Genomic DNA, 23,899 nt, shown 5'->3' on the forward strand with positions numbered 1-23,899 from the left:
CGGCGGAGTTCTTTTACTATCGGCTGATATGTTCAATGTAAAAAATAAAAAAACGAAACTTTTGCGATACACCTTCTAATTTACGTATTTGTTTGTTAAAATAAAGAAGAAAAAAATTGTACTAAAGGAGTGAAAGAATGAAAAAACGATTGTTAGGATTGAGTTTTTTTGCAGTGTTTTGTCTGAATATAAATGCAACTGTTTACGCTGAAGACATGCCTACGACTGCTTCAAGTGAACAAATAACAACAAGTTTTACAGGAAGTGGTACAGAGGTTCAGGCCACTGACACTGCTGACACCTCAACGGTAACGGAATCCAGTTTAGAGGTTCCTGGGAATGCACAAGCTGAAGAACCTGTCCAAGAAACTACGGTATCTGAGGAAACCACGGAGCAGGCTGAAAATCCTTCTGAAATTACTACAGACGAGGGGACCTTCTATTTACCAAGTGGTCGGTCAGATGCGCCTTCTCTTTTCAGAGCAGCTAGAGCAACATTGCCGTCTGTTCCAGCAACGAATAATAATACACCGACAAAAAGCTTTATTGATGTTTCTTCTCACAATGGAACAATTTCGGTTGCTGCTTATCAAAGCATGAAAAATTATGGAGTCACCGGCGTAGTAGTAAAATTAACGCAGGGTACTTGGTATACGAATCCATATGCTGCTTCTCAAATTAATAATGCAAGAGCAGCGGGATTGAAAGTTTCAGCATATCATTATAGTGAATTTACGACTGATGCTGCAGCGATTGCAGAAGCAAATTACTTTGCGGCAAGCGCGAATTCTCTTGGTTTGGACAAGGGAACAGTTATGGTTAATGATATTGAAGAACCAAACATTGCCGGAAAAGGGGATCACACTTCAAATTCAAGAGCATTCGCAACTAGGTTAAATCAACATGGGTTTGGGAACGTTCGTCACTATGTAGGTCTTTACTGGATCACATCTGGACGAATCAATGCAGGTGCTTTAGGAAATAAAAATATTTGGGTGGCTGCCTATCCTTATAACCTTTCTCAAGAAAACTTTTACACACAGTACGGTGCTTGGCAATGGAGTTCACAGTTGCGTTTCCCTAACGTGAATAGTAACTTTGATATTTCAGCTGATTATACCGGAGCCTTCAGCAATCCTGCACCCTCAGTACCAGAAAATACTGTAGCGATGCATCGTTTGTATAATCCGAATAGTTCGGAGCATTTCTATACGCAAAACGGGATTGAAAAAGATATATTGGTATCGAAAGGTTGGCGCTATGAAGGAATTGGTTGGAATGCTCCAACATCTGGTGCACCCGTGTATCGATTATATAACCCGAACGCTGGCGATCATCATTATACGTTAGATTTCAATGAGAAAGAAAGTTTGGTAAAAGCAGGTTGGCGTTATGAAGGGATTTCCTGGTATTCGGGTGGCGGCATTACTTTACTCCGTCTATATAATCCAAATGCAAAAGCTGGTGCCCATCATTATACAATGAATGTTAATGAGAAAGACAATTTAGTTAGACTAGGCTGGCGTTATGAAGGTCTTGCGTGGTACGGTAAATAGAATCGATAGAAGTTCTCATCTGAGAGCTTCTTTTTTTCTTTAAAAAACGAATAAATTCGCTTGCTATCTTTGTGTTTTTCAGCGAATATGGTATTATATGTAAAGACTGCAATCGTGGAAACACTTGTAGGAAATGAATCAAGAGGTGAAAGCCATGTATGAGAGCACTGGCGCAGGGGATACAGTTCGCTGTTCTTTTTGCGGAAAGACCCAAGAGGAAGTCAAAAAGATAGTCGCGGGACCTGGCGTTTACATTTGTAACGAATGTATCGATCTTTGTAAAGAGATTATCGACGAGGAATTCCATGAAGAGGCAATACGTGAATTTATTGACGTTCCAAAGCCTAAAGAAATTTTGGATGTATTGAATGAATATGTAATTGGTCAAGATCGTGCCAAACGCGCACTATCTGTGGCTGTATATAATCATTACAAACGAGTAAATACTGAAGCCGAAGAGGCTGACGACATTGAATTGCAAAAGAGCAATATCTGTTTAATCGGGCCTACTGGGTCTGGTAAGACATTTCTAGCTCAAACATTGGCGCGTACCTTAAATGTACCATTCGCAATTGCGGATGCAACCAGCTTAACAGAAGCTGGATACGTTGGTGAAGACGTTGAAAACATTTTGTTAAAACTGTTGCAATCAGCTGATTACAACGTTGAACGTGCTGAAAAGGGTATAATTTATATCGATGAAATCGATAAAATCACTCGTAAAAGTGAAAATACTTCGATCACTAGAGACGTTTCTGGTGAAGGTGTACAACAAGCATTATTGAAAATTTTGGAAGGAACTGTTGCAAGTGTACCGCCCCAAGGTGGTCGCAAACATCCTCATCAAGAATTTATTCAAATAGATACAACGAATATTCTCTTTATTGTTGGTGGAGCCTTTGACGGCATCGAAACAATTGTTAAAAACCGTTTAGGTGAAAAAACAATTGGCTTCGGGACTAATAATAAAAAAATTGATGATAGTGTTAGCGTGATGCAGCAGATTATCCCAGAGGACTTGTTGAAGTTTGGTTTGATTCCTGAATTTATTGGGCGTTTACCGGTGACAACTGCCTTAGAGAAACTTACAACAGAAGATTTGGTTCGTATTTTAACTGAACCAAAAAATGCTTTAGTGAAGCAATATCAAAAACTGCTTGCTTATGATGAAACAGAATTGGATTTTGAGGAAAGTGCCTTAAAGGCAATTGCTAATAAAGCAATTTCTCGTAATACGGGAGCACGAGGGTTACGTTCTATTATTGAAGATATTATGATGGACGTAATGTTTGATATCCCTTCTGATGAAACCATTAAAAAAGTCATCGTAACTGAAGACTCTGTCGAAGGTACCGGGCAACCGGTGATTGAATACTTAGACGAGAAAAAAGCTGGATAGCAAAAGAGTGAGCCGCAATTTAATTGTGGCTCTTTTTTAAAGGAGGAAAAAAGGTGAAAGTTCATCAGGCGGACATTGTAATCAGTGCTGTTTCTCCAGCACAATATCCGGAGACGGATTTTCCGGAAATTGCATTGGCAGGTCGCTCCAATGTAGGGAAGTCTTCCTTCATTAACACGTTGATTAACCGAAAAAATCTGGCTCGTACATCTGGCAAGCCAGGAAAAACGCAAACATTGAATTTCTATTTAATCGAAAACTGTCTCCACTTTGTAGATGTTCCAGGGTATGGTTATGCGAAAGTATCGAAAACGGAGCGCGCGAAATGGGGACAAATGATTGAAACCTATATTACGTCCCGTAAGCAACTAAGAGCGGTTGTTTCGTTGGTAGATATGCGGCACGAACCTAGTAAAGAAGACGTTCAAATGTACGAATTCTTAAAATACTACAAGATTCCAGTAATTTTAGTAGCAACCAAAGCAGATAAAATTCCACGAGGCAAATGGAATAAGCATGTCAGTGTAATAAAAAAAGCGTTGGACTTTGATCCAACGGATGACTTTATTATGTTTTCTTCGGAAACCAAGATGGGAAAAGAAGAAGCGTGGCAAGCAATTGAGGCAAAAATGAAAGACGAGCGTGTCAATTAAGACTGCTCGTCTTTCTTTTTGTCTTTCGGTTTCAGGAATTTTTCGATATCTTCGTTTGGTTGAATATCTTTTTTCTTATCAGGATCAACAGCAAATTCTTCAAACAGTTTATCTAAATCATCAGAGCGTTCAAATTTTAGGCCCAATTGATTCACCTCCACCCTGATAGTTTAGCACGTTTGCATAAATTTATAAAAGGGATAAACAATTATTTATGTATTTTTACGACAGTACGGTATAATTGATTTATAGATAGGAGTGAAGGCAATGGGAGAACCGCAATTGTATAGTGTGAGTCAGCTGCATAATTTAGATGAAGCTTCAATTAAAGAAACCGTTCGTGATTGGTTAGTCATGACGCGCCTATTGCTTGAGCCGGTAGAAATGTCAATCAATGGTGAGGAAGAACCTTTTGATTTAATTAAGCTTAGTGGAGCAATTGGTGAGTTGACTTTGACAGATGATAAATGGTTTCAGGTGAAAAAAGGCGACATGGAGTCCACAGTTCATTTCTTAGGAACCACTTTATTTGAGAAAACCTTGATCAATGAATCTATTTATCAACATTGGGAGCCCGTCTATTTAGACTATTTGAGTAAACGACTGGAAAAATATGGATTTTTCGGTTATATTCGCGCGCATGATGAGTACTTGTACCACAATACGAGTGAGATCGAAAAACGTAGACGATTTGAGAGCGCCGAAAAAACGCAAGCGCTTCCTAAAATGCGCGGGATAAATGGAGAATTAGTTGTTGATTGTAACAGCTTTCCCGGATACGATGTTTTCCATACAGGGCATTGCCTCACGTCTTGTTGGCGTATGTTTTACGGTGAACCTTACAAGCAGCTGTTCCCTAAACAGTTGCTGCTGGAAATTCAACAAGTAGAACGTGTTGTGGAATTAGGTGATGGTGTAGTAATTGAGCTTTATAAGAATCCATTTCAATGGAATGAGAAAGCCAATTTAAAATTTCAACGACTGTTTAGAGATCAACTGGGAGTACCTCAGTTATCCTTTACGAATGGTGTAGGCTTGCTGAAACAGCCATATATTGAATTTGCTTTTGAGGATACAGTTGTTCAAACGGTTCAGTACCAAAATGAACAATTCCAGCCGGCTGAAAAGAGCGAAGCGTCTTATTTTGTAACTCGCACCTATGATTTTATTAATGATCAATATCGTGTGCATCGGATGAAAGGGGCGTTAAATGCGTTAGCATATTTCCCTTGGATTGATGACCGTGAAGAAAAAATGATGAATTACCATATCCTCTATCCTGAACGGACCTTAGATCAAGGATTGGCAGCATATGAGTACTATATACGTGATGCGATTGAATTAGAGTTGTCGGATAAGCGGTATTACGATTATACTGCTATATTAAAATTCTTTATTCCGGAAAGAGCACTTGAAGATTTTCCGCTGGAAGGATTGAAAGGGAAATTAACCGATATGAATATTCGGCAAATTAGTCAGGATAACAACACGATCCAGTTTTCGTTAGAAAAGGGAAAGAATCAGTTAATGGTTGTGTTTGCTGATCAACGAACAGTTTCTGGAAATGGTCAAATAAATATGCTTCAAACTTAAAGAGGAGGGGAAGCCGATGAATCAATTAATGAAGAATATTGGAGGTGCTGCACTAGTAGCTTTGTTACTAGTAGTTGTATTACCTTCTTTTGTAGCGAAAGTTTCTTTTGTTATGCTGGTGTTGGTTGCGGGTCTTGGAATATTTGCTATCCAACCAAAACCACAGCCAGTTAGAGTTAGAAAAAATGATCGCAGGAATTAAATAAATCAAAAAGACTAAATCAGTCAAAATCTGATTTAGTCTTTTTAGTTGTTTACTTTATTATGCGACTGGTTTTTTAACCAAACCGTAAATTACGCCTGAAATAATCGCACCAATAATGATGAACAATAAATACATTACTGGGTTGCTTACTAGTAGTGCTACGAAGATACCACCGTGTGGCGCCAATAATTTAATGCTGAAAGCACCAACTAAACCGCCAGCAACTGCAGAACCGACAACGAAGCTAGGAATTACGCGGATAGGGTCTGCCGCTGCAAATGGAATTGCACCCTCAGTAACGAAGGATAAGCCCATGACAATATTTGTCAAACCAGCATCTACTTGGCTCTTTTCAAATTTGTTTTTGAAGAGACGAGTTGCAACAAAGATTGCCAATGGAGGAACCATACCACCCGCCATAACTGCGGCCATTACGATTGATCCACCGGTTGCGACTGTTGTAGCTAAAGTTGCTGTACCAAATACGTAAGCGGCTTTGTTAATTGGACCACCTAAGTCAATTGCCATCATACCACCAAGCAACGCGCCTAAAAGAATAGCGTTTGATCCGCCAAGACCTGTTAAGAAACCATTCAAGCCATCATTGATTGCTTTCATTGGGATATTAATTAACAACATTAAGAATCCGGTAATCATCAATCCAAAGAATGGGTAGAATAGAATTGATTTGATACCATCTAATGATTTTGGCAGGCCGCTGAATACTTTACGCAAAAGAACAATTACATAGCCGGCTAAGAAACCACCGATTAAAGCACCTAGGAAACCAGCACCGCCAGCATTAGCTAAAGCTCCTGCTGCGAAACCTGCAATTAAGCCTGGGCGATCTGAAATACTTGAAGCGATAAAACCAGCTAAAACAGGAAGCATAAAGCCAAATGCTGCACTACCAATTTGGTTGAACATGCTGGCCGCTTGGTTGTAATTTCCTAAGTTGGCTAATTCAGAGTTTGGCACACCCATGAATTGGTCAATCATGAAGGAAAGGGCAATCATGATACCGCCGCCGATTACAAATGGCAGCATATGTGAAACACCGTTCATCAAGTCTTTGTAGATCCGTTGTCCCATAGTACCATTGTCACTAGCTTCTTCTTCAGAATTACTTGATCCATCACCATGATAAGTAGGAGCATTTCCGCTTATCGCAAGCTCGATTAATTCTTCAGTCTTTCTGATTCCGTCGCTAACTGGACGGTTCACTAATTTCTTACCATCGAAACGATTCATTTCGACTTTTTTGTCAGCTGCAATGATAACACCGTCAGCACGTTCAATTTCTTCAGCTGTTAAACGATGTTTAATTCCTTCAGAGCCATTTGTCTCTACTTTAATATCAACACCCATTTCTTTGGCTTTCTTCTTCAAAGCATCTTCTGCCATGTAAGTATGGGCGATGCCAGTAGGGCAGGCAGTAACCGCCACGATATAACGACGATTGAAGTCCTTAACTTCGGATTCTGCTTCCTCTTGTTTTTCTTCTTCTTCTTTCGCTTTTTCAGCTGAATCAAATAATTGCTGTACTTGATCCGGTGTTTTAGCTTGTTTCAGTTGAGCAACAAAGTCGGCATCTATCAATAAACGTGAAAGTGCTGCTAATGCTTGTAAGTGAGTGTCATTTGCGCCTTCTGGAGCCGCAATCATGAAAAATAGATGAGTTGGTTGACCGTCCAATGATTCGTAATCTACACCTTTATTGCTTTTAGCAAACAAAACAGTTGCTTCTTTTACTGCGCTGTTTTTTGCATGCGGCATTGCAATGCCATCGCCTAAACCAGTTGATGTTTGGGCTTCACGGGTTAAAATTCCTTCTTTATAAGTTGCGATGTCAGTGATTCGGCCTGCATCGTACATTTTTTGTACCATTTCATCGATAGCACCTTTTTTATCAGTTGCTTGCAGATCCATAATCATTGCGTCTTTAATCAATAAGTCTTTAATATGCATGTATAATTCCTCCTAAACAATTTTTGTAACTTTGACTTCAGGCAACAATTCATCAATAAACTCTTTAGTAGCTAAATCATCGGAGAAGGTGGTGGCACTGCCGCAAGCAACGCCCCACTTGAAAGCTTCAACAGGATCTTGGGTTTTAGAGAAGCAGCCAACAAAGCCAGCTATCATTGAATCTCCAGCACCAACGGAATTTTTCACCTGACGTTTTAACACATTCGATTGGTAGATACCATCTTTTGTAAATAGTAAAGCACCATCTCCTGCCATTGAAACTAAGGCATGTTGTGCACCTTCTTTTAATAATCGACGTCCATAAGGGAAGATGTCTTCGATTGAATTAAAAGTTGTATCATACAATTCAGCTAATTCATGGTTATTCGGTTTCACCAGTAATGGTTCTTTTGATAAGGCGTCCATTAGGTCTTCGCCAGTCGTATCGATGACGAAAGTTGCTCCTTTGCCGCGAATAATTTCAATCAACGTTTGATAAAAGCCAGTCGGAACACTTGCTGGCTTGCTGCCGGATAGGACAACGACATCTTCTGCTGAAATGTTGGCTAGTTTTTGCTTCAGGTGATCCATTTCTTCTTCAGAAATAGCAGGCCCTAAGCCGTTAATTTCAGTTTCTTCAACCGCCTTCAACTTGATGTTAATGCGGGTGTCATCCTTTACAGCGGTAAAATCTGTTTTTATCGCTTCATTTTTCATCCATTCTTCGATGAAATGTCCAGTAAAGCCGCCTAGAAAACCTAAAGCAGTAGAAGTATTATCGATTCTCTGTAAAATACGAGAGACGTTGATCCCTTTACCCCCAGGCAGTTTTAGATCGCTTTTCATGCGATTGATATCTCCAATTGCTAATTGATCCACATGGACAATGTAGTCAATTGAAGGGTTCAGTGTGACTGTATAAATCATACAGTGACCTCCTTAATAGTTGTCAGCTCTTTGATCTTGTCGTAAATAAGCAACGGACATTTGTCAGTGAGGATGGTTCCTGCTTCCAGTTGGGCTACTCGGGAAAAACTAACTTGATTAAATTTACTATAATCAACTAGTACGAAAGCTTCTTGGGCGTGATCCATCGCCAAGCGTTTCAGTAAAGCTTCTTCGGTATCAGGTGTTGTAAAGCCGTGTTCGACATGTACACCATTCATTCCCATAAAAGCCTTATTGAATCGGTAATTAGCTAATTGATCAGTGGCTTGAGTTCCAAGGACTGCATCCGTTGTCAATTTAATTCGGCCGCCTAAAACAATGGTGTTGATTTCTTGTTCAACTAATCGAGCAGCCAATCCAACTGAGTTTGTGACGGCTGTAATTGCTTTACCTTTAAGAAAGGGAATCATTTCCAAAGTTGTTGTTCCAGCATCCAAGTAAATCACATCACCGTCTGCTACATAATCAGCAGCTAAACGAGCAATAGCTTGTTTCTGTTGAACGTTTTTGAATGATTTTTCTGCCATACCCAGTTCTTGCTCTAAATATTGAGGTCTTTTTGCTCCGCCATGAACACGTTCCAGCAGACCAGCGTTTTCTAATTCCTGCAAATCTCTGCGAATAGTTGACTCCGAAGCATTTAATAATGATATAAGGTCTTGAGATTTAAGAATTGAATGCTGATCTAATAAAGCGATAATTTTCTTCCGTCGTTCCTCTGTAAGCATTTTCATCCCTCCTTCATCAAATATATTACCACAATAATCATCCGGTTTCAACCAAAACCTGTCAAAAACATTCAAAAACGTTTAAAATTGCCGTTTAGAGCCTTTTAGTTCGATTTTCAATCATTATCTAGTAAAATAAAAATAGAAAATGAGGTGTAAGTATGAAAAACGAAACAATTCTACAAGGATTTGAATGGTATTTGCCGGCTGACAGCCAACATTGGAATCGATTAGCTAAGAAGGCGGAAGAGTTGAAAAATTTTGGGGTCACATCAATCTGGCTGCCGCCTGCTTACAAGGGATCTTCTGGCGTGAACGATGTCGGGTATGGAACGTATGATTTATATGATCTAGGAGAATTCGATCAAAAAAACACTGTTCCCACCAAGTACGGAACTAAAGATGAATACCTGCAATGTATTCAAGCGTTGAAAGAATTTAAGATGAAGGTTTATGCGGATATTGTTTTTGATCATTTTATGGGTGCAGATGAGGAAGAGGCTGTTCAGGCAGTTGCCTACAGCTTTAATGATCGTACACAACCGATTTCCGATGAGAAGGAGATCAAAGCTTGGACGAAATTTACCTTTCCTGGTCGTAATGGAAAATACAATGACTATCAATGGCATTGGCAAAACTTTTCTGGTGTTGATTACGATGCCCGCAGCAAGGATCATGCGATCTTTAATTTAGCTGATAAGGGTTGGCAGCCGAAGGTGGATGATGAGAATGGAAATTTCGATTACTTGATGGGCTGTAATCTGGATATGGAAAATCCGGAAACTGTTGAACAATTAGATAAATGGGGAAAATGGTATCAGGAACTGACTGATGTAGATGGTTACCGTTTAGATGCAGTTAAACATATCCGTTTTGATTTATTCGTAGACTGGCTGCTCAATCGTCGCGAAGAGAAGCAGGAAGACCTTTTCGTAGTTGGCGAATATTGGACCGATGAATTAGATAAATTGCATGAGTATTTGGATTCATCTGGCAATCTAATCTCGCTTTTTGATGTTCCGTTGCATTTCAATTTGTATCAAGCCGCAAATTCGATGGGGAACTTTGATATGCGAGAAATTTTTGCTGGTACATTAATTGAAACGCGGCCAGACTGGGCAGTAACCTTTGTCGATAACCACGATACTCAAAAAGGTCAAAGCTTGGAATCGTGGGTTGAAGGCTGGTTCAAAGGCCATGCCTATGCGCTGACCTTATTGCGTAATCAAGGAACTCCGGTTGTCTTTTGGGGTGACTTGTATGGCACTGAGAATGTTGAGGCAGTAGGCACTCCGCTGACAACTATGATGAAACTAAGAGAAGAACTGAACTTCGATAATCAGGCCGATTATTTTGATGATCCTAATCTGATTGGTTGGACATGCATGGGGAATTTTGATGAAGAAAACTCAGGCATGGCTGTAATCATGACAAATGCTGGCGGTGGTGAAAAAGAAATGACGGTCAGTGCCATTCATCAAGGGGAAACTTTCGTTGATATTTTAGGAAATAACGAAGCAAAAGTTGTCTTAGATGATAATGGACAAGGTGTTTTTCCAGTGAATGATGGACAAGTATCCGTTTACGTTAATGAAAAGTTAGCCCAACAAATGAATCAATAAAAAGAACAGCTTCCGTTTTTGGAAGCTGTTTTGTTAGGTTTGAATCAGTTGCGAAGTTTGAAAGATGGTTCGCTTAACCACTTGTGCGTGAACGGCATCAGTCAAAATGACCAGCTGATCACCAGCTTTCATCACGGTATCTCCATGAGTCAATATTTCTGAAGAGCCTCGTCGAATAGAGATTAGCAGCATGTCTTTTGGCCATTGGAAATCGCGAATCATCACGCCGTCCAGTTTGCTTTCTACAGTTACCGGGTATTCAATGACTGTTTTTGTTCCGCTGATGGAAGCCGCATTGTGACCAACCAGCCGCTCCAATAGGGATTCGTAAATTGGATTGCCTCCCAGCAGGTCATTAACAATGTAAGCAGACAGTGAACAAACGGCCAAGGGCATTAAATGAGTAATGTTTCCCACCATTTCAGTTACTAAAATAATTGCCGTGAGCGGAGCTTTGCCAATTGCCGTAAAATAAGCCGCCATAGCAAAAACGACAAAATTGCGGATATAGAGACTGTCCATCCCAAGATAATTATGCAAAACCGTACCATATAATCCGCCCAGAATGGCGCCTAAAGTTAAAATCGGCAAGAAAATCCCACCTGGAAGATTGCCCCCGTAGGAAACCATCGAAAAAACATACCGCAGTAAAAATAGCCCAATTAAAAATAAAACAGAAAACTGTTCTTGATTAAAATCCAAAATCAATTGATTGCCTCCGCCCAAACAATGAGGAAAGAAAAAACCGATTGGAATGATCAATAAAAATGGAATGATGCCATATAAATGTTCGGGTAGATGAGTCAAACGATAAAATTTAGGCAGTGCAAGCAGTGTACGTTGGTAGAAGAACCCGAAAATTCCAAGCAAAATACCAAGAAGAATCAAATGGCCATAGTATTGTAAAGGCAGCTGAGCCACATTTCCAAGATATAAGACTGGTTTTAAACCAAAAAAATTCAACGAAACAAAGTTCGCGGTTAAAGCAGCTGTAAGGGAAGTCAGCCAAATCAAAGGAGAAAAGGTGTGATGAATTTCTTCAATGACAAAGAGCAATCCGGCGATCGGCGCATTAAAGGCGGCAGCTAAGCCGGCAGCTGCACCGCTGGAGATAAATATTTTCTTCTCAGAAGTGCTGGCGTTAGTTTTTACTCCGAAACCTTTTCCTACCATTGCCCCCAATTGAATAGAAGGACCTTCACGCCCTAAAAACAAGCCTGAACCAACCGAAAGAACCCCACCCAAAAACTTTTTCCAAAGGACCGAAAACCAATCCTGCTGTAGTTCACCTTGCAGTTCCCCTTCAATCTGCGGAATTCCGCTACCCTTAATATCCTTATCCGAACGAACAAGCAATGAGATAATCCAGGCCAGCAGGAACATAAAAATCGCCCAGGGAACAAGTGTTAGTGGATTTGTTTGCGCGTATGTATAGAACTTTTCAGCATAATGCACCGCCTCTTCAATCAACAACCGGAAAAGACTGACAATAAATCCTGCTAGTATTCCAATGATTACTCCTTTCCCGATAAAGACTAATTTCGTGTTATCTAATCGTTTAATTTCATGTGTGTTATCCATTAAAAGCCCTCCATCATAAGTACTTAAATAATGTAGCGCTGATTCCCAGGAAAGACAAGGGAATTTACAAGAAAATTTACTGATTTTTTAATGGCTGCTAGTATCCCGAATGTTCGAGAAATGCTATAATTGACAGGATTGAAAACAGAAAGGAAGTTTTGCATGCAGAAACAGGAATTGTTGGCAGGGCTCAATCCTAAACAAAAAGAAGCAGTTTTACATACAGAAGGACCTCTTTTAATTATGGCGGGTGCGGGAAGTGGGAAAACAAGAGTATTGACACATCGTATCGCCTATATAATAGAAGAAAAAGAAGTCAATCCTTGGAATATTTTGGCCATTACCTTTACTAACAAAGCCGCCCGCGAAATGAAAGAACGGGTAAACAAAATTCTTGGTCAGGGTGGAGAAGACGTATGGGTTTCTACTTTCCACTCCATGTGTGTGCGCATCCTTCGCAGAGATGTGGATAAAATCGGCTATGACCGTAATTTTACCATCTTAGACGGCTCAGACCAATTAACCTTAATGAAGCGGATTTTAAAGGATCTCAATATTGACCCTAAGAAATATGATCCTCGATCAATTTTAGGAGCCATCAGTAATGCAAAGAATGAATTAGTGACTCCTGAACAATATAGCCAAACGCAAGGCTCTTTTTTTGAAGAAATCGTTGCTCGTTGCTATGATGCCTATCAACGAGCGTTGCGCAATAATCAAAGTATGGACTTTGACGATTTGATTATGAATGCCATTCGCTTATTCCAGGATGAACCGGATGTCCTAACCTATTATCAACATAAATTTCGCTATTTGCATGTGGACGAATATCAAGATACCAACCATGCGCAGTATACGTTAGTGAATATGCTGGCGGCTCGTTTCCGTAATTTGTGTGTCGTCGGAGATGCTGATCAAAGTATTTATGGCTGGCGTGGTGCGGATATGCAAAATATTTTAGACTTTGAGAAGGACTATCCAGATGCCTCAGTTATTCTATTAGAACAAAATTATCGGTCTACCAAGAAAATCCTGGAAGCTGCCAATCAGGTGATTCAAAACAACAGCAACCGCCGCAAAAAGGATTTATGGACAGACAATAAAGATGGCGAAAAAATCACTTATTATCGGGCGGATAGTGAACGAGATGAAGCTCAATTTGTGGTAAGTCGCATTAAAGCTGAAGTCCGAAGCAGTCAGCATACCTACAACGACTTTGCTGTCCTTTATCGGACCAATGCCCAATCTCGTACGATTGAAGATACGCTGGTGAAATCCAATATTCCCTACACAATGGTAGGAGGTCATAAGTTCTACGACCGTAAAGAAATTAAGGATATTATTGCCTATCTGAATGTGATCAACAATCCTCGTGATGGGGTAAGCTTTGAACGGATTATTAACACACCAAAGCGAGGTATTGGAGCAGCGTCGGTTGAAAAACTGCGGGCTTTTGCGCAAATGCATGATTGGTCAATGTTGGAAGCAGCGCAAAATGTTGAACTAGCGAATATTTCTGGTAAAGCTGGACGCACGATTGCGGAGTTTGGTGTCATGATGAGCCAATTTCAAGAAATGGTTGTGTATTTACCAGTGACTGAGTTAGTAGATCAAGTACTGGAACGCAGCGGCTATTTAGAGGATTTGAAAAACCAAAAAACGTTGGAAGCCGAATCACGCTTAGAAAACTTGGAAGAATTCCGTACTGTAACTCAAGAGTTCGATAAACGAGATGCAGAACAAGATGACGAAGAGGCGGAAGCTCCTGAAGACAAACTGGCGATATTCTTAAATGACTTGGCCTTGGTCTCAGATCTAGATGATTACCAAGAGGATACAGCGCAAGTTACGTTAATGACTCTTCATGCAGCGAAAGGCTTAGAGTTTCCAATTGTATTTTTAATTGGAATGGAAGAAAATCTTTTTCCGCTTTCCCGATCGTTAATGGAAGAATCTGACTTAGAAGAAGAACGCCGTTTGGCCTATGTAGGAATTACTCGAGCTGAAGAAACCTTATACTTAACTAATGCATTCTCCCGCACGCTATATGGTAAGACGCAATACAATCAGCCATCTCGGTTTGTCGCAGAAATTGATGATGCACTAGTCAATCCAGAAGGCATGCAGCCGCAAAAAGCTGCAGCATCAAATCCGTTTTCAAAAGCACGACCGTTAACAGAGGCAAAATATCAGCACGCAACTCGTGAACCAGTCAGCAGCAAAACGGCTTCAGGTGGAGAAAAAGAAAGCTGGAATCCCGGCGATAAAGTGAAGCATAAAAAATGGGGAACTGGAACAGTCGTAAAAGTTTCTGGTAATGCTAACGATGTTGAGTTAGATATTGCCTTTCCACAGCAGGGTGTAAAACGCCTGCTGGCAGCATTTGCCCCGATTGAAAAAATTTAGGAGGGATCGAAGTGGAACAACTGTCATTTCAAGAAGCGCAGCAACAAGTAGAAGCGCTGCGCACCGAATTGAATCAGTATGCCTATGAATATTATGTGAACGATCAACCTTCCGTGGAAGATTATGTTTATGATAAAAAGTATCAGGAGCTAGTCAATTTAGAAACTGAATATCCTGATTTGATCACTATTGATTCACCTACTCAGCGGGTAGGGGGAAAAGTATTGGATGGTTTTGAAAAAGTCGTTCACGATACACCTTTATATAGTTTAAATGATGTTTTTAGCAAGGAAGAGCTGATTGCTTTTGACGAACGAGTAAAAAAAGCGGTAGGTCATGCGGTTTCTTATTGTTGTGAATTAAAAATTGATGGATTATCCATTTCTCTAAAATACGAAAATGGACTGTTTGTTCAAGGTGCCACTCGTGGCGACGGCAGTGTGGGTGAAAACATCACAGAAAACCTGAAAACTGTTAAGTCCATTCCAATGCGTTTAACAGAGCCTTTATCGATCGAAGTTCGCGGAGAGTGCTACATGCCTAAAACTTCTTTTGTTAAATTAAACGAACGCCGTGAAGAAGAAGGTAAAGAAGTATTTGCCAATCCTCGCAATGCGGCAGCCGGAAGTTTACGACAATTGGATTCAAAAGTGACAGCTCACCGGAATTTGAGCACCTTTTTATATACATTGGCTGATTTTGGTCCGCTAGAAGCGACTACTCAAGATCAAGCCTTAAACGAGTTAGCACGTTTAGGTTTCCGCACGAATGACGAAAGAAAATTATGCGAAACCATTGATGAAGTTTGGGAATACATTGAAGCTTTCCACGAAAAACGCAGCCAGCTTTCCTATGATATTGATGGGATCGTAGTAAAAGTAAACGAGTTCGCCTTACAAGACGAATTAGGCTTTACCGTTAAGGCGCCTCGCTGGGCCGCTGCTTACAAGTTTCCGCCAGAAGAGGCAGAAACTGTGATTGAGGATATCGAATGGACGGTTGGTCGTACAGGAGTCATCACTCCAACTGCTATTATGAATCCAGTTCGTTTGGCCGGGACGACTGTTGGTCGAGCAAGTCTGCATAACAGCGACTACATTGAAAAGAAAGATATTCGTTTGAAGGATACTGTTTTAGTCTATAAAGCTGGCGACATTATTCCAGAAGTTGCTCAGGTAATTGTCGATAAACGTCCGGAAGATAGTACACCTTATGCGATCCCGACTCACTGCCCAATTTGTAACAGTGAGCTGGTTCATTTGGATGAAGAAGTTGCTTTGCGTTGTATTAATCCTAAATGTCCTGCTCAAATCAAAGAAGGCTTGAATCATTTTGTCTCAAGAAATGCTATGAATATCGATGGATTAGGTCCTAGAGTTTTGGCTCAGATGTATGATAAGCATTTAGTAGGTGATGTAGCGGATCTGTACGCATTGGAAAAGGAACAACTTTTGACACTGGATAAGATTAAAGACAAATCGGCCGAAAATATTCTGCAGGCAATTACAGCCAGCCGTGATAATTCAGTTGAGCGACTATTATTCGGTTTAGGTATTCGTCATGTAGGGTCTAAAGCAGCGCGGATATTAGCAGAGCACTTTGGCAGTTTGCAGGATTTAAGTCAGGCGACTAAAGAAGAAATCATTGAGCTAAATACTATGGGCGAAACAATTGCTGATAGCGTGGTTACTTACTTTGAAAACGATGAAGTCCATGATCTGATGAAAGAACTAGCTGATCGTGGCGTTAATCTAGTTTATAAAGGCTTAAGAACAAGTCAGTTAGAAGAAGTCGAGTCACCATTTAAAGGTAAAACAGTGGTGTTAACTGGGAAGCTTTTTGACTACACCCGGGAAGATGCTAAAGAGAAGATCGAAAACTTAGGCGGTAAGGTTACTGGCAGTGTTTCAAAGAAAACCGATATTGTTGTTGCAGGTGAAGATGCCGGCAGTAAACTAACCAAGGCACAATCGTTAGGAATCGATGTTTGGGATGAAACACAAATGATTCAAGCGATTGAAGCTAGTCATGTGGATGAATAAAGTGAAATCAGCAGTTGACGCGGTTCATAGAAAACGAGTATTATAAAAAGGCATGTGTCTCTATAGAAAAAAGTGGGGTAAAAAAGCGTAGTTGCGAAGAAAAAATGCTCGAAAACCCGCGCATTCTGAAAGAGATATGATAAAATGATGAAAATTGGCAAAATTGCCGATAGAAAGTAGGGATAATATGGCAATCAGTGAAGAACAAGTCAAGCACGTTGCAAAGCTTGCAAAGCTTTCTTTTTCTGATGACGAACTGACCGGTTTTACCGATCAGCTTGGGAAAATCATCGATATGGTTGAACAATTAAGTGAAGCAGATACAGAAGGAGTACCATTTACTTCTAATGTAATAGACACAGTTAACGTTATGCGTGAAGACGTAGCAACTGAAGGCTGGTCACGGGATGAACTAATGAAGAACGTACCTGAAAGTGAAGATGGCTTCATTAAAGTTCCAGCAATTATTGATAACGGAGAGGCGGGTGCATAATGGAAAGATTATACGATAAAACAATCGAAGAATTACACAGCCTGCTTGTTTCAAAAGAAATCACAGCAACTGACCTAACGCAAGATACATTCAAACGCATCAATGAAACTGAAGGTGAAATGGAAGCCTTCATTACATTAAATGAAGAAAATGCAGTAGCTGCAGCTAAAGCGATTGATGAAAAAGGTATCACTGAATCTAATCCATTAGCTGGTATTCCGATCGGGATCAAAGACAACATCGTAACTAAAGGCTTGCTGACAACAGCAGCTTCAAAAATCTTGTCTAACTTCAATCCGATTTACGATGCATCGGTTATGGAAAAAGTTTACAGTTCAGACATGATCAATGTCGGTAAGTTGAACATGGATGAATTTGCTATGGGCGGCTCAACTGAAACTTCTTACTTTAAGAAAACCAAAAACGCATGGGACCATACGAAAGTTCCGGGCGGTTCTTCAGGTGGCTCAGCTGCGGCTGTTGCTGCGGGTCAAGTGCCAGTTTCTTTAGGGAGCGATACAGGCGGAAGTATTCGTCAACCTGCTGCTTTTAACGGTGTTGTAGGGATGAAACCAACTTACGGACGGGTGTCTCGTTTTGGTTTAATCGCTTTTGCTTCTTCATTGGATCAAATTGGACCGTTCACTCGGACAGTTAAAGACAATGCTTTAGCATTAAGCGCAATTAGTGGTTATGATGCGAAAGACGGCACTTCTGCTGGAGTTGAAGTACCTGATTTTGCTGCTGGTTTGACTGGCGATATCAAAGGCATGAAAATTGCTTTGCCAAAAGAATTTCTAGGTGAAGGCGTAGATGCTGGCGTTAAAGAAGCAATTCTGAAGGCTGTTGAAACCTTCAAAGCTTTAGGTGCCACTGTAGAAGAAGTCAGCCTGCCTCATTCAAAATATGGCGTACAAGTTTACTATATTATTGCCTCTTCTGAAGCAAGTTCTAACTTGCAGCGTTTTGACGGCATCCGTTATGGCTTCCGTTCAGAAAACGTACAAAGCTTAGAAGATGTGTATGTTAATACTCGAACTGAAGGCTTCGGTGAAGAAGTAAAACGTCGGATTATGCTAGGAACGTTCTCTTTATCTGCCGGCTATTACGATGCTTACTTCAAAAAAGCTGGACAAGTTCGTACCTTAATTATGCAAGACTTCCAAAAAGTATTTGCTGATTACGACTTAATCATTGGCCCAACTTCACCAACTGTCGCTTACGGTATTGGTGAAAACATCAATGATCCAATTACTATGTATCAAAGTGATATTTTAACGATTCCAGTAAACTTAGCAGGTTTGCCAGGTATGTCTATTCCTGCAGGGTTGTCTGATGGTTTACCAGTTGGGTTACAATTAATCGGTAACCACTTCGATGAATCAACTATGTACAAAGCAGCGTATGCTTTTGAACAAGCAACCGATCATCACAAGCAAAAACCAGTGATTTTAGGGGGGAACAAGTAATGAATTTAGAAACAGTCATCGGGCTTGAGGTCCACGTGGAGCTGAAAACCAACTCTAAAATCTTTTCTCCTGCACCCGCTCACTTTGGGGCAGAGGCAAATACGAATACCAACATTATTGACTGGGGTTATCCAGGTGTTTTACCAGTCATGAATAAAGCTGCAGTGGAATTTGGTATGAAAGCAGCGTTAGCTTTAAATTGCCAAGTTTCAAAAAACATGCACTTTGACCGCAAAAACTATTTCTATCCTGATAATCCCAAAGCTTATCAAATTTCTCAATTTGATGAACCAATTGGACATGACGGCTGGATTGAAATTGATGTGAACGGCAAGAAGAAAACCATCAGAATTGAACGGGTTCATTTAGAAGAAGATGCTGGTAAAAATATGCACGGTATCGGCGGTTATTCCTATGTCGATTTAAACCGTCAAGGCACTCCTTTGATCGAAATCGTATCTGAAGCAGACATGCGTTCACCGGATGAAGCTTATGCGTACCTTGAAGCGTTGCGCTCAATTATTCAATTTACTGATGTTAGTGATGTGAAATTGGAAGAAGGCTCAATGCGTTGTGATGCCAATATTTCATTACGTCCTTATGGTCAAGAAGAATTTGGAACGAAGACAGAATTGAAAAACTTGAACTCCATGAGCTTTGTACGTAAAGGCTTGGTATATGAAGTTCAGCGCCAAACGAAAGTCCTTCTTTCTGGCGGCACAATTCAACAAGAAACGCGTCGTTATGACGAATCAACTAATAAAACCATTTTGATGCGGGTTAAGGAAGGCTCAAGTGACTACCGCTACTTCCCAGAACCAGATATTCCACGCTTTGTTATTGATGATGAGTGGATTGAAAAGGTTCGTGCGGAATTGCCTGAATTACCAGCTTCGAGAAGAGAACGTTACGTGAACGAACTAGGCTTGCCTGAGTACGATTCAATGGTATTGACGCTAAGCAAAGAAATGTCTGATTTCTTTGAAAGTACCCTAAAAGAAGGCGCCGATGCTAAACAAGCATCTAACTGGTTAATGGGTGAAGTATCAGCTTACTTGAACAGTGAAAAACTTGAGTTAGCTGAAACAAAACTAACACCAACGAACTTAGCTGGAATGATCAAATTAATCAACGACGGCACAATTAGTTCTAAAATTGCTAAGAAGGTTTTCCGTGAGTTAATTGAAAACGGCGGCGACGCTAAAGAAGTGGTTGAAGCTAAAGGATTGGTTCAATTATCTGATCCGGCACAATTGTTGCCAATGATCAACGAAATTTTAGATAATAATCAACAATCAGTTGATGATTTCAAAAATGGGAAAGAGCGGGCAGTCGGCTTCCTAGTTGGTCAAATCATGAAAGCTACTAAAGGTAAAGCCAACCCTGGCGTGGTCAATAAGTTATTGCAAGAGGAATTAGCGAAACGCTAGAAGGAGTCCTATTGTGAAAAAAGCACGATTAATCTATAATCCGGTATCCGGCAAAGAAATTATGCGCAACAATCTGGCAGATATTCTAGACGCGATTGAAAAAGCAGGGTATGAAACCAGTGCTTTTGCAACAACACCGGAACCAGATTGTGCAAAAAATGAAGCAAAACGAGCGGCTGAGGCTGGTTTTGATCTAATTGTGGCAGCTGGTGGCGATGGTACGATCAATGAAGTTGTGAATGGAATTGCACCTTTGGAAAATCGTCCGAAGATGGCAATTATTCCGGCTGGAACAACCAATGACTATGCACGAGCTTTAAAAATTCCTAGAAGCAATGTAAAAGCTGCAGCTGAAGTCATTCAAAAGCAGCAGACTGTGAAAATGGACATTGGTAAAGCTCGGGATAACTATTTCATCAATATTGCGGCTGGTGGATATTTAACTGAACTGACTTATGAAGTGCCGTCTGAATTGAAAAGCATTTTCGGCTACTTGGCTTACTTAGCTAAGGGAGCTGAAATGCTGCCACGGATTAAGCCAATTAAGATGCGATTGAAGTATGAAAATGGCGAATATGAGGGAAATGCCTCCATGTTTTTCTTAGGATTGACCAACTCTATTGGCGGTTTTGAAACAATTGCCCCGGATGCTATGTTAGATGATGGGAAATTCTCATTGATTGTTGTAAAGACAGCCAATTTATTTGAAATCGTACGTTTGATTACTTTAGTTCTGAATGGTGGCAAACATGTCAACGATCCAAAAGTATTATACGTGAAAACTAATTTCTTGGAAGCATCTACCTTAGATGAAAACAAGCAAATGATGATCAATCTCGACGGCGAGTACGGCGGCGATGCACCAATGCGTTTTGAAAACTTGCATCAGCATATTGAATTTTATGCCAACACCGACGAAATTTCGAACGATGCAATTCAAGGAATTGAATTAGAAGAAAAAGAAGCCGGAGAAGAGTTAGTTAAAGAGTACCAAAAACTGGAAGAGCAAGAGGAACAAGAATAGCGACGGAAGGTATTTCTGCTTGTTAGCGGAAATACCTTTTTAAGTTGTCATTAGAAGTATTGCTTTTTCGAGGTTTATTCTATAAACTAAGCAAAGCACTTCCTTAAGGAGGAAACTATGGAAACTATTAAAAAAAATCAAACTTACACGGTCACGATCGATGATTTGACCCACGAAGGACTTGGAGTCGCTCATATTGACCGTTTTCCAATATTTATTGAAAATGCTTTGCCAGAAGAAGAAGTTGAAATCCTGATTGTTAAAACCGGGAAGAAATTTGCGTATGGTAAAGTCACAGAACGGAAAAACGAAAGTTCTCATCGGACTCCTGTTAAGGATATGGACCTATTAAGAAGCGGAATCGCTCCAATCAGCCATATGAAGTATGAGTATCAGTTGGAGTTCAAACAAGAACAAGTGAAGCGCGTAATGAACAAAATTGCTCATATGCCAGAAGTACCGGTTTTGCCGACGTTTGGCATGGAGAAGCCTTATGCTTACCGCAATAAAGCACAAATCCCAGTTAGAAAATTAGATGATCAATTAGCAACTGGTTTTTACCGCAAAAACTCCCATGAGTTGCTGCCGATTGAAGATTACTTTATCCAAGATCCAGAAATTGATAAAGCAATTTTAGTTGTTCGGGATATTTTACAGCGTTTTAAAATCAAACCTTACAATGAAGAAGAAAATACCGGCTTTATGCGTCATATCGTCATTCGCAGAGCTCATTATTCTCACGAAATGATGGTGGTTCTAGTTACTCGCACTGCAAAATTCTTCCAAGCGCATCGAATTGCTGAAGCAATCCAAAATGAATTACCAGAAGTTGTATCTGTCGTTCAAAATGTGAACAGCGAAAAGACTAACGTTATTCTGGGCAAAGAAGATATCTTGATCGCTGGTAAAGAAAGTATACAAGACCAGTTATTAGGCAAGACTTACCGTATTTCACCTCAATCTTTCTATCAGGTGAATACACAACAGGCAGAAGTTTTGTATAAAACGGCGATTGACTTTGCACAATTAACGTCAGATGATGTAGTGATCGACGCGTATTGTGGTATTGGAACAATTGGCTTGTCCTTTGCTGATAAAGTAAAACACGTTTATGGTGTAGAGGTTGTTCCTCAAGCAATTGAAGATGCTGAATTTAATGCCAAGAGCAATGGGGCAACGAATGTAACTTATCAAACAGGCAAAGCCGAAAAAGTGATGAAGCAGTGGGCTCAGCTGGGTATTCAACCAAGTGTGATTTTTGTTGATCCGCCGAGAAAAGGCTTAGCTGAAGAATTTATTGCTGCCTCTGCTGAGTTGAATCCAGATCGGATTGTTTACATTTCATGTAACCCTGCTACTTTAGCTCGGGACTTGGAACGTTTTGGCGAGCTTGGTTATCAAGCCGAAAAAGTACAGCCAGTCGATTTGTTCCCACAAACTTACCATATCGAAGCAGTTGTACTGTTAACAAAGGCGGTGTAGAAATTGAATTCAAAAGAAAAAATGATGGAATTAATCAAGAAGAAACAAGCTGGCGGCGGCAGATCAAAACAAATGGGCGCCCCTAAAAATGATCGTAAAAACATGCGTAAAGGACCAAAAATTTACAATAAGTAGTCACATAGAAAATAGAGTTGAAGGAGAATTGGATGCAAGGAATTTGGATGCAGCGTTTACTTAAACTTTATCAAAAATATGCTCAATTTATGCGTGGGCGCTACGGCAGATGGGACACGTTAAATAAGGTGCTGGTAATTACCGGTTTGGTCGTCTCGCTTTTCAGCCGATGGATTCCTTATTACATCGGAGATCTTTTAGTCATTGCTTTAGTCGGTTTAGCATTGTATCGCTTTCTATCAAAGCGAATCTATCCACGAAGCAATGAAAACCAAAAATTTTCACAGATAATCACCAAAATCAAGCAGAGGGATTTTAAGATTGACCGTACGTATCGCCAGTTTAAATGTCCCTCTTGCAAACAAAAGATGCGGGCACCTCGCGGCAAAGGTAAGATCAAAGTGACGTGTAAAAATTGTCATACTCAATTTATCAAGAAGGTCTAGTTTGGTTTACTAGGCCTTTTCTGCTATGCTGAATGAGAGGTGATGACGTGAAATTAATACTTATTCGACACGGAGAAAGCGAAGCTAACTTTGCAAATTACTGGACAGGCTGGTTAGATGTAGACTTGACTGAAAAAGGGGTTCAACAAGCTCGCGAAGCCGGAAGACGGATAAAAAAAGCTAATCTTGCCATCGATTGTGCCTATGAATCAATGTTGAAACGTTCTATCAAAACAGCACAGCTCGTTTTGGAGGAAGCAGAAGCTAGTTTTGTTCCTGAGTTTAAAACTTGGCGGCTGAATGAACGTCATTATGGAGCTTTAGTTGGTAAAAATAAGACGGAAATGACGCAGCAGTTTGGTAAGGAACAGGTTCAAAAATGGCGTAGAGGTTTTGATGAAGTTCCGCCTTTAGCAAAAGAAAACTATTTTGATCGAAGATACGATGGATTTGACAGGCGACTTCTTCCTAAAGGTGAGAGTCTGAGGATGACTTCAGAACGAGTTTTGACTCTCTGGCAGGATCAAATTGTGCCACGGCTGAAATCAGGGCAGACTGTTCTTGTTTGTGGGCACGGTAACAGCTTGCGGGCTCTTATACAATATTTGGAACAGATTCCAGTAGATAAGGTAGATGAAATTGATGTGCCTAATGCTACACCGATCCTGTATACGTTTGATTCGTTACTTCGGATTGAACGCCGGATAGAATTATAAATT

Annotated in this window: 21 protein-coding genes; 16 read left to right on the forward strand and 5 right to left on the reverse strand. The window is 40.3% G+C overall.

The window, feature by feature from the left end; all coding sequences use genetic code 11:
- Positions 1 to 137 precede the first annotated feature (137 nt).
- From JZO70_RS04795 to yihA, 3 genes are all read left to right on the forward strand, one after another.
- On the forward strand, positions 138 to 1,556 hold the full coding sequence (locus JZO70_RS04795; protein WP_207672408.1) for a GH25 family lysozyme: 1,419 nt from the start codon (positions 138 to 140) through the stop codon (positions 1,554 to 1,556).
- Positions 1,557 to 1,710: 154 nt separating this feature from the next.
- The gene (gene clpX / locus JZO70_RS04800) at positions 1,711 to 2,955 is read left to right on the forward strand and encodes an ATP-dependent Clp protease ATP-binding subunit ClpX (protein ID WP_207672409.1); all 1,245 of its coding nucleotides are present in this window, start codon (positions 1,711 to 1,713) and stop codon (positions 2,953 to 2,955) included.
- Positions 2,956 to 3,008: 53 nt separating this feature from the next.
- Entirely contained in the window at positions 3,009 to 3,608 is a 600-nt protein-coding gene (yihA, locus tag JZO70_RS04805) for a ribosome biogenesis GTP-binding protein YihA/YsxC (protein ID WP_207672410.1), read from the forward strand.
- On the opposite strand, the gene JZO70_RS04810 is transcribed toward yihA, so the two are convergent.
- Positions 3,605 to 3,754 (reverse strand): SPJ_0845 family protein, encoded by a 150-nt coding sequence (locus JZO70_RS04810; RefSeq protein ID WP_207672411.1) that lies wholly within the window; start codon positions 3,752 to 3,754, stop codon positions 3,605 to 3,607. The genes yihA and JZO70_RS04810 overlap by 4 nt on opposite strands.
- 121 nt (positions 3,755 to 3,875) lie before the next feature.
- Between JZO70_RS04810 and JZO70_RS04815 the strand changes: the two genes are divergently transcribed.
- Together JZO70_RS04815 and JZO70_RS04820 are read left to right on the forward strand one after the other, a co-directional pair.
- Positions 3,876 to 5,201 (forward strand): hypothetical protein, encoded by a 1,326-nt coding sequence (locus JZO70_RS04815; RefSeq protein WP_207672412.1) that lies wholly within the window; start codon positions 3,876 to 3,878, stop codon positions 5,199 to 5,201.
- 16 nt (positions 5,202 to 5,217) lie between these two features.
- On the forward strand, positions 5,218 to 5,403 hold the full coding sequence (locus JZO70_RS04820; RefSeq protein ID WP_207672413.1) for a hypothetical protein: 186 nt from the start codon (positions 5,218 to 5,220) through the stop codon (positions 5,401 to 5,403).
- A gap of 60 nt (positions 5,404 to 5,463) precedes the next feature.
- On the opposite strand, the gene JZO70_RS04825 is transcribed toward JZO70_RS04820, so the two are convergent.
- The 3 genes from JZO70_RS04825 to JZO70_RS04835 are packed head-to-tail and all read right to left on the reverse strand — an operon-like array spanning position 5,464 to position 9,050.
- On the reverse strand, positions 5,464 to 7,374 hold the full coding sequence (locus tag JZO70_RS04825; protein WP_207672414.1) for a PTS fructose transporter subunit IIABC: 1,911 nt from the start codon (positions 7,372 to 7,374) through the stop codon (positions 5,464 to 5,466).
- Positions 7,375 to 7,386: 12 nt separating this feature from the next.
- Positions 7,387 to 8,301, reverse strand: coding sequence for a 1-phosphofructokinase (gene pfkB / locus JZO70_RS04830; protein WP_207672415.1), 915 nt, complete (start codon positions 8,299 to 8,301; stop codon positions 7,387 to 7,389).
- On the reverse strand, positions 8,298 to 9,050 hold the full coding sequence (locus JZO70_RS04835; RefSeq protein WP_207672416.1) for a DeoR/GlpR family DNA-binding transcription regulator: 753 nt from the start codon (positions 9,048 to 9,050) through the stop codon (positions 8,298 to 8,300). The genes pfkB and JZO70_RS04835 overlap by 4 nt, the downstream gene beginning before the upstream one ends.
- Before the next feature lie 161 nt (positions 9,051 to 9,211).
- Here JZO70_RS04835 and JZO70_RS04840 point away from each other — a divergent pair, with 161 nt between their 5' ends.
- Positions 9,212 to 10,672 carry an alpha-amylase gene (locus JZO70_RS04840; protein WP_207672417.1) on the forward strand — a complete coding sequence of 487 codons (1,461 nt, stop codon included), beginning with the start codon at positions 9,212 to 9,214 and terminating at the stop codon, positions 10,670 to 10,672.
- Between the two features lie 33 nt (positions 10,673 to 10,705).
- Here the strand turns inward: JZO70_RS04840 and JZO70_RS04845 are convergent, their stop codons facing one another.
- Positions 10,706 to 12,253 (reverse strand): ClC family H(+)/Cl(-) exchange transporter, encoded by a 1,548-nt coding sequence (locus JZO70_RS04845; RefSeq protein WP_207672418.1) that lies wholly within the window; start codon positions 12,251 to 12,253, stop codon positions 10,706 to 10,708.
- 162 nt (positions 12,254 to 12,415) lie between these two features.
- Here JZO70_RS04845 and pcrA point away from each other — a divergent pair, with 162 nt between their 5' ends.
- From pcrA to JZO70_RS04890, 10 genes are all read left to right on the forward strand, one after another.
- On the forward strand, positions 12,416 to 14,659 hold the full coding sequence (gene pcrA, locus JZO70_RS04850) for a DNA helicase PcrA (RefSeq protein ID WP_207672419.1): 2,244 nt from the start codon (positions 12,416 to 12,418) through the stop codon (positions 14,657 to 14,659).
- 5 nt (positions 14,660 to 14,664) lie between these two features.
- Positions 14,665 to 16,701 carry an NAD-dependent DNA ligase LigA gene (gene ligA / locus JZO70_RS04855; RefSeq protein WP_430748887.1) on the forward strand — a complete coding sequence of 679 codons (2,037 nt, stop codon included), beginning with the start codon at positions 14,665 to 14,667 and terminating at the stop codon, positions 16,699 to 16,701.
- A 187-nt stretch (positions 16,702 to 16,888) separates the two neighbouring features.
- Complete coding sequence (gatC, locus tag JZO70_RS04860) at positions 16,889 to 17,194, forward strand: Asp-tRNA(Asn)/Glu-tRNA(Gln) amidotransferase subunit GatC (protein ID WP_010758828.1); 306 nt, start codon at positions 16,889 to 16,891, stop codon at positions 17,192 to 17,194.
- A complete protein-coding gene (gene gatA, locus JZO70_RS04865; RefSeq protein ID WP_207672421.1) occupies positions 17,194 to 18,663 on the forward strand; it encodes an Asp-tRNA(Asn)/Glu-tRNA(Gln) amidotransferase subunit GatA in 1,470 nt (489 codons plus the stop codon). The genes gatC and gatA overlap by 1 nt, the downstream gene beginning before the upstream one ends.
- Positions 18,663 to 20,093: an Asp-tRNA(Asn)/Glu-tRNA(Gln) amidotransferase subunit GatB gene (gene gatB, locus JZO70_RS04870; RefSeq protein ID WP_207672422.1), complete on the forward strand. Its 1,431-nt coding sequence runs from the start codon at positions 18,663 to 18,665 to the stop codon at positions 20,091 to 20,093. The genes gatA and gatB overlap by 1 nt, the downstream gene beginning before the upstream one ends.
- A 13-nt stretch (positions 20,094 to 20,106) precedes the next feature.
- Positions 20,107 to 21,117 (forward strand): diacylglycerol kinase, encoded by a 1,011-nt coding sequence (locus JZO70_RS04875; RefSeq protein WP_207672423.1) that lies wholly within the window; start codon positions 20,107 to 20,109, stop codon positions 21,115 to 21,117.
- 117 nt (positions 21,118 to 21,234) lie between these two features.
- On the forward strand, positions 21,235 to 22,599 hold the full coding sequence (rlmD, locus tag JZO70_RS04880) for a 23S rRNA (uracil(1939)-C(5))-methyltransferase RlmD (protein ID WP_207672424.1): 1,365 nt from the start codon (positions 21,235 to 21,237) through the stop codon (positions 22,597 to 22,599).
- A gap of 3 nt (positions 22,600 to 22,602) precedes the next feature.
- Entirely contained in the window at positions 22,603 to 22,734 is a 132-nt protein-coding gene (locus JZO70_RS22560) for a hypothetical protein (protein ID WP_278252586.1), read from the forward strand.
- A gap of 32 nt (positions 22,735 to 22,766) precedes the next feature.
- Entirely contained in the window at positions 22,767 to 23,180 is a 414-nt protein-coding gene (locus JZO70_RS04885; RefSeq protein WP_207672425.1) for a hypothetical protein, read from the forward strand.
- A gap of 47 nt (positions 23,181 to 23,227) precedes the next feature.
- Positions 23,228 to 23,896, forward strand: a complete 669-nt coding sequence (locus tag JZO70_RS04890; protein WP_207672426.1) for a 2,3-bisphosphoglycerate-dependent phosphoglycerate mutase — start codon at positions 23,228 to 23,230, stop codon at positions 23,894 to 23,896.
- The last annotated feature ends 3 nt before the right edge of the window (positions 23,897 to 23,899 follow it).

Origin of the sequence: Candidatus Enterococcus moelleringii (assembly GCF_017377575.1) — a bacterium.
GTDB lineage: Bacteria > Bacillota > Bacilli > Lactobacillales > Enterococcaceae > Enterococcus_A > Enterococcus_A moelleringii.

Coding starts and splice junctions, on each gene's coding strand:
- JZO70_RS04795 (WP_207672408.1), top strand. CDS start 138: ATGAAAAAACGATTGTTAGGATTGAGTTTTTTTGCAGTGTTTTGTCTG.
- clpX (WP_207672409.1), top strand. CDS start 1,711: ATGTATGAGAGCACTGGCGCAGGGGATACAGTTCGCTGTTCTTTTTGC.
- JZO70_RS04815 (WP_207672412.1), top strand. CDS start 3,876: ATGGGAGAACCGCAATTGTATAGTGTGAGTCAGCTGCATAATTTAGAT.
- JZO70_RS04820 (WP_207672413.1), top strand. CDS start 5,218: ATGAATCAATTAATGAAGAATATTGGAGGTGCTGCACTAGTAGCTTTG.
- JZO70_RS04825 (WP_207672414.1), bottom strand. CDS start 7,374: ATGCATATTAAAGACTTATTGATTAAAGACGCAATGATTATGGATCTG.
- pfkB (WP_207672415.1), bottom strand. CDS start 8,301: ATGATTTATACAGTCACACTGAACCCTTCAATTGACTACATTGTCCAT.
- JZO70_RS04835 (WP_207672416.1), bottom strand. CDS start 9,050: ATGCTTACAGAGGAACGACGGAAGAAAATTATCGCTTTATTAGATCAG.
- JZO70_RS04840 (WP_207672417.1), top strand. CDS start 9,212: ATGAAAAACGAAACAATTCTACAAGGATTTGAATGGTATTTGCCGGCT.
- JZO70_RS04845 (WP_207672418.1), bottom strand. CDS start 12,253: ATGGATAACACACATGAAATTAAACGATTAGATAACACGAAATTAGTC.
- pcrA (WP_207672419.1), top strand. CDS start 12,416: ATGCAGAAACAGGAATTGTTGGCAGGGCTCAATCCTAAACAAAAAGAA.
- gatC (WP_010758828.1), top strand. CDS start 16,889: ATGGCAATCAGTGAAGAACAAGTCAAGCACGTTGCAAAGCTTGCAAAG.
- gatA (WP_207672421.1), top strand. CDS start 17,194: ATGGAAAGATTATACGATAAAACAATCGAAGAATTACACAGCCTGCTT.
- gatB (WP_207672422.1), top strand. CDS start 18,663: ATGAATTTAGAAACAGTCATCGGGCTTGAGGTCCACGTGGAGCTGAAA.
- rlmD (WP_207672424.1), top strand. CDS start 21,235: ATGGAAACTATTAAAAAAAATCAAACTTACACGGTCACGATCGATGAT.
- JZO70_RS04885 (WP_207672425.1), top strand. CDS start 22,767: ATGCAAGGAATTTGGATGCAGCGTTTACTTAAACTTTATCAAAAATAT.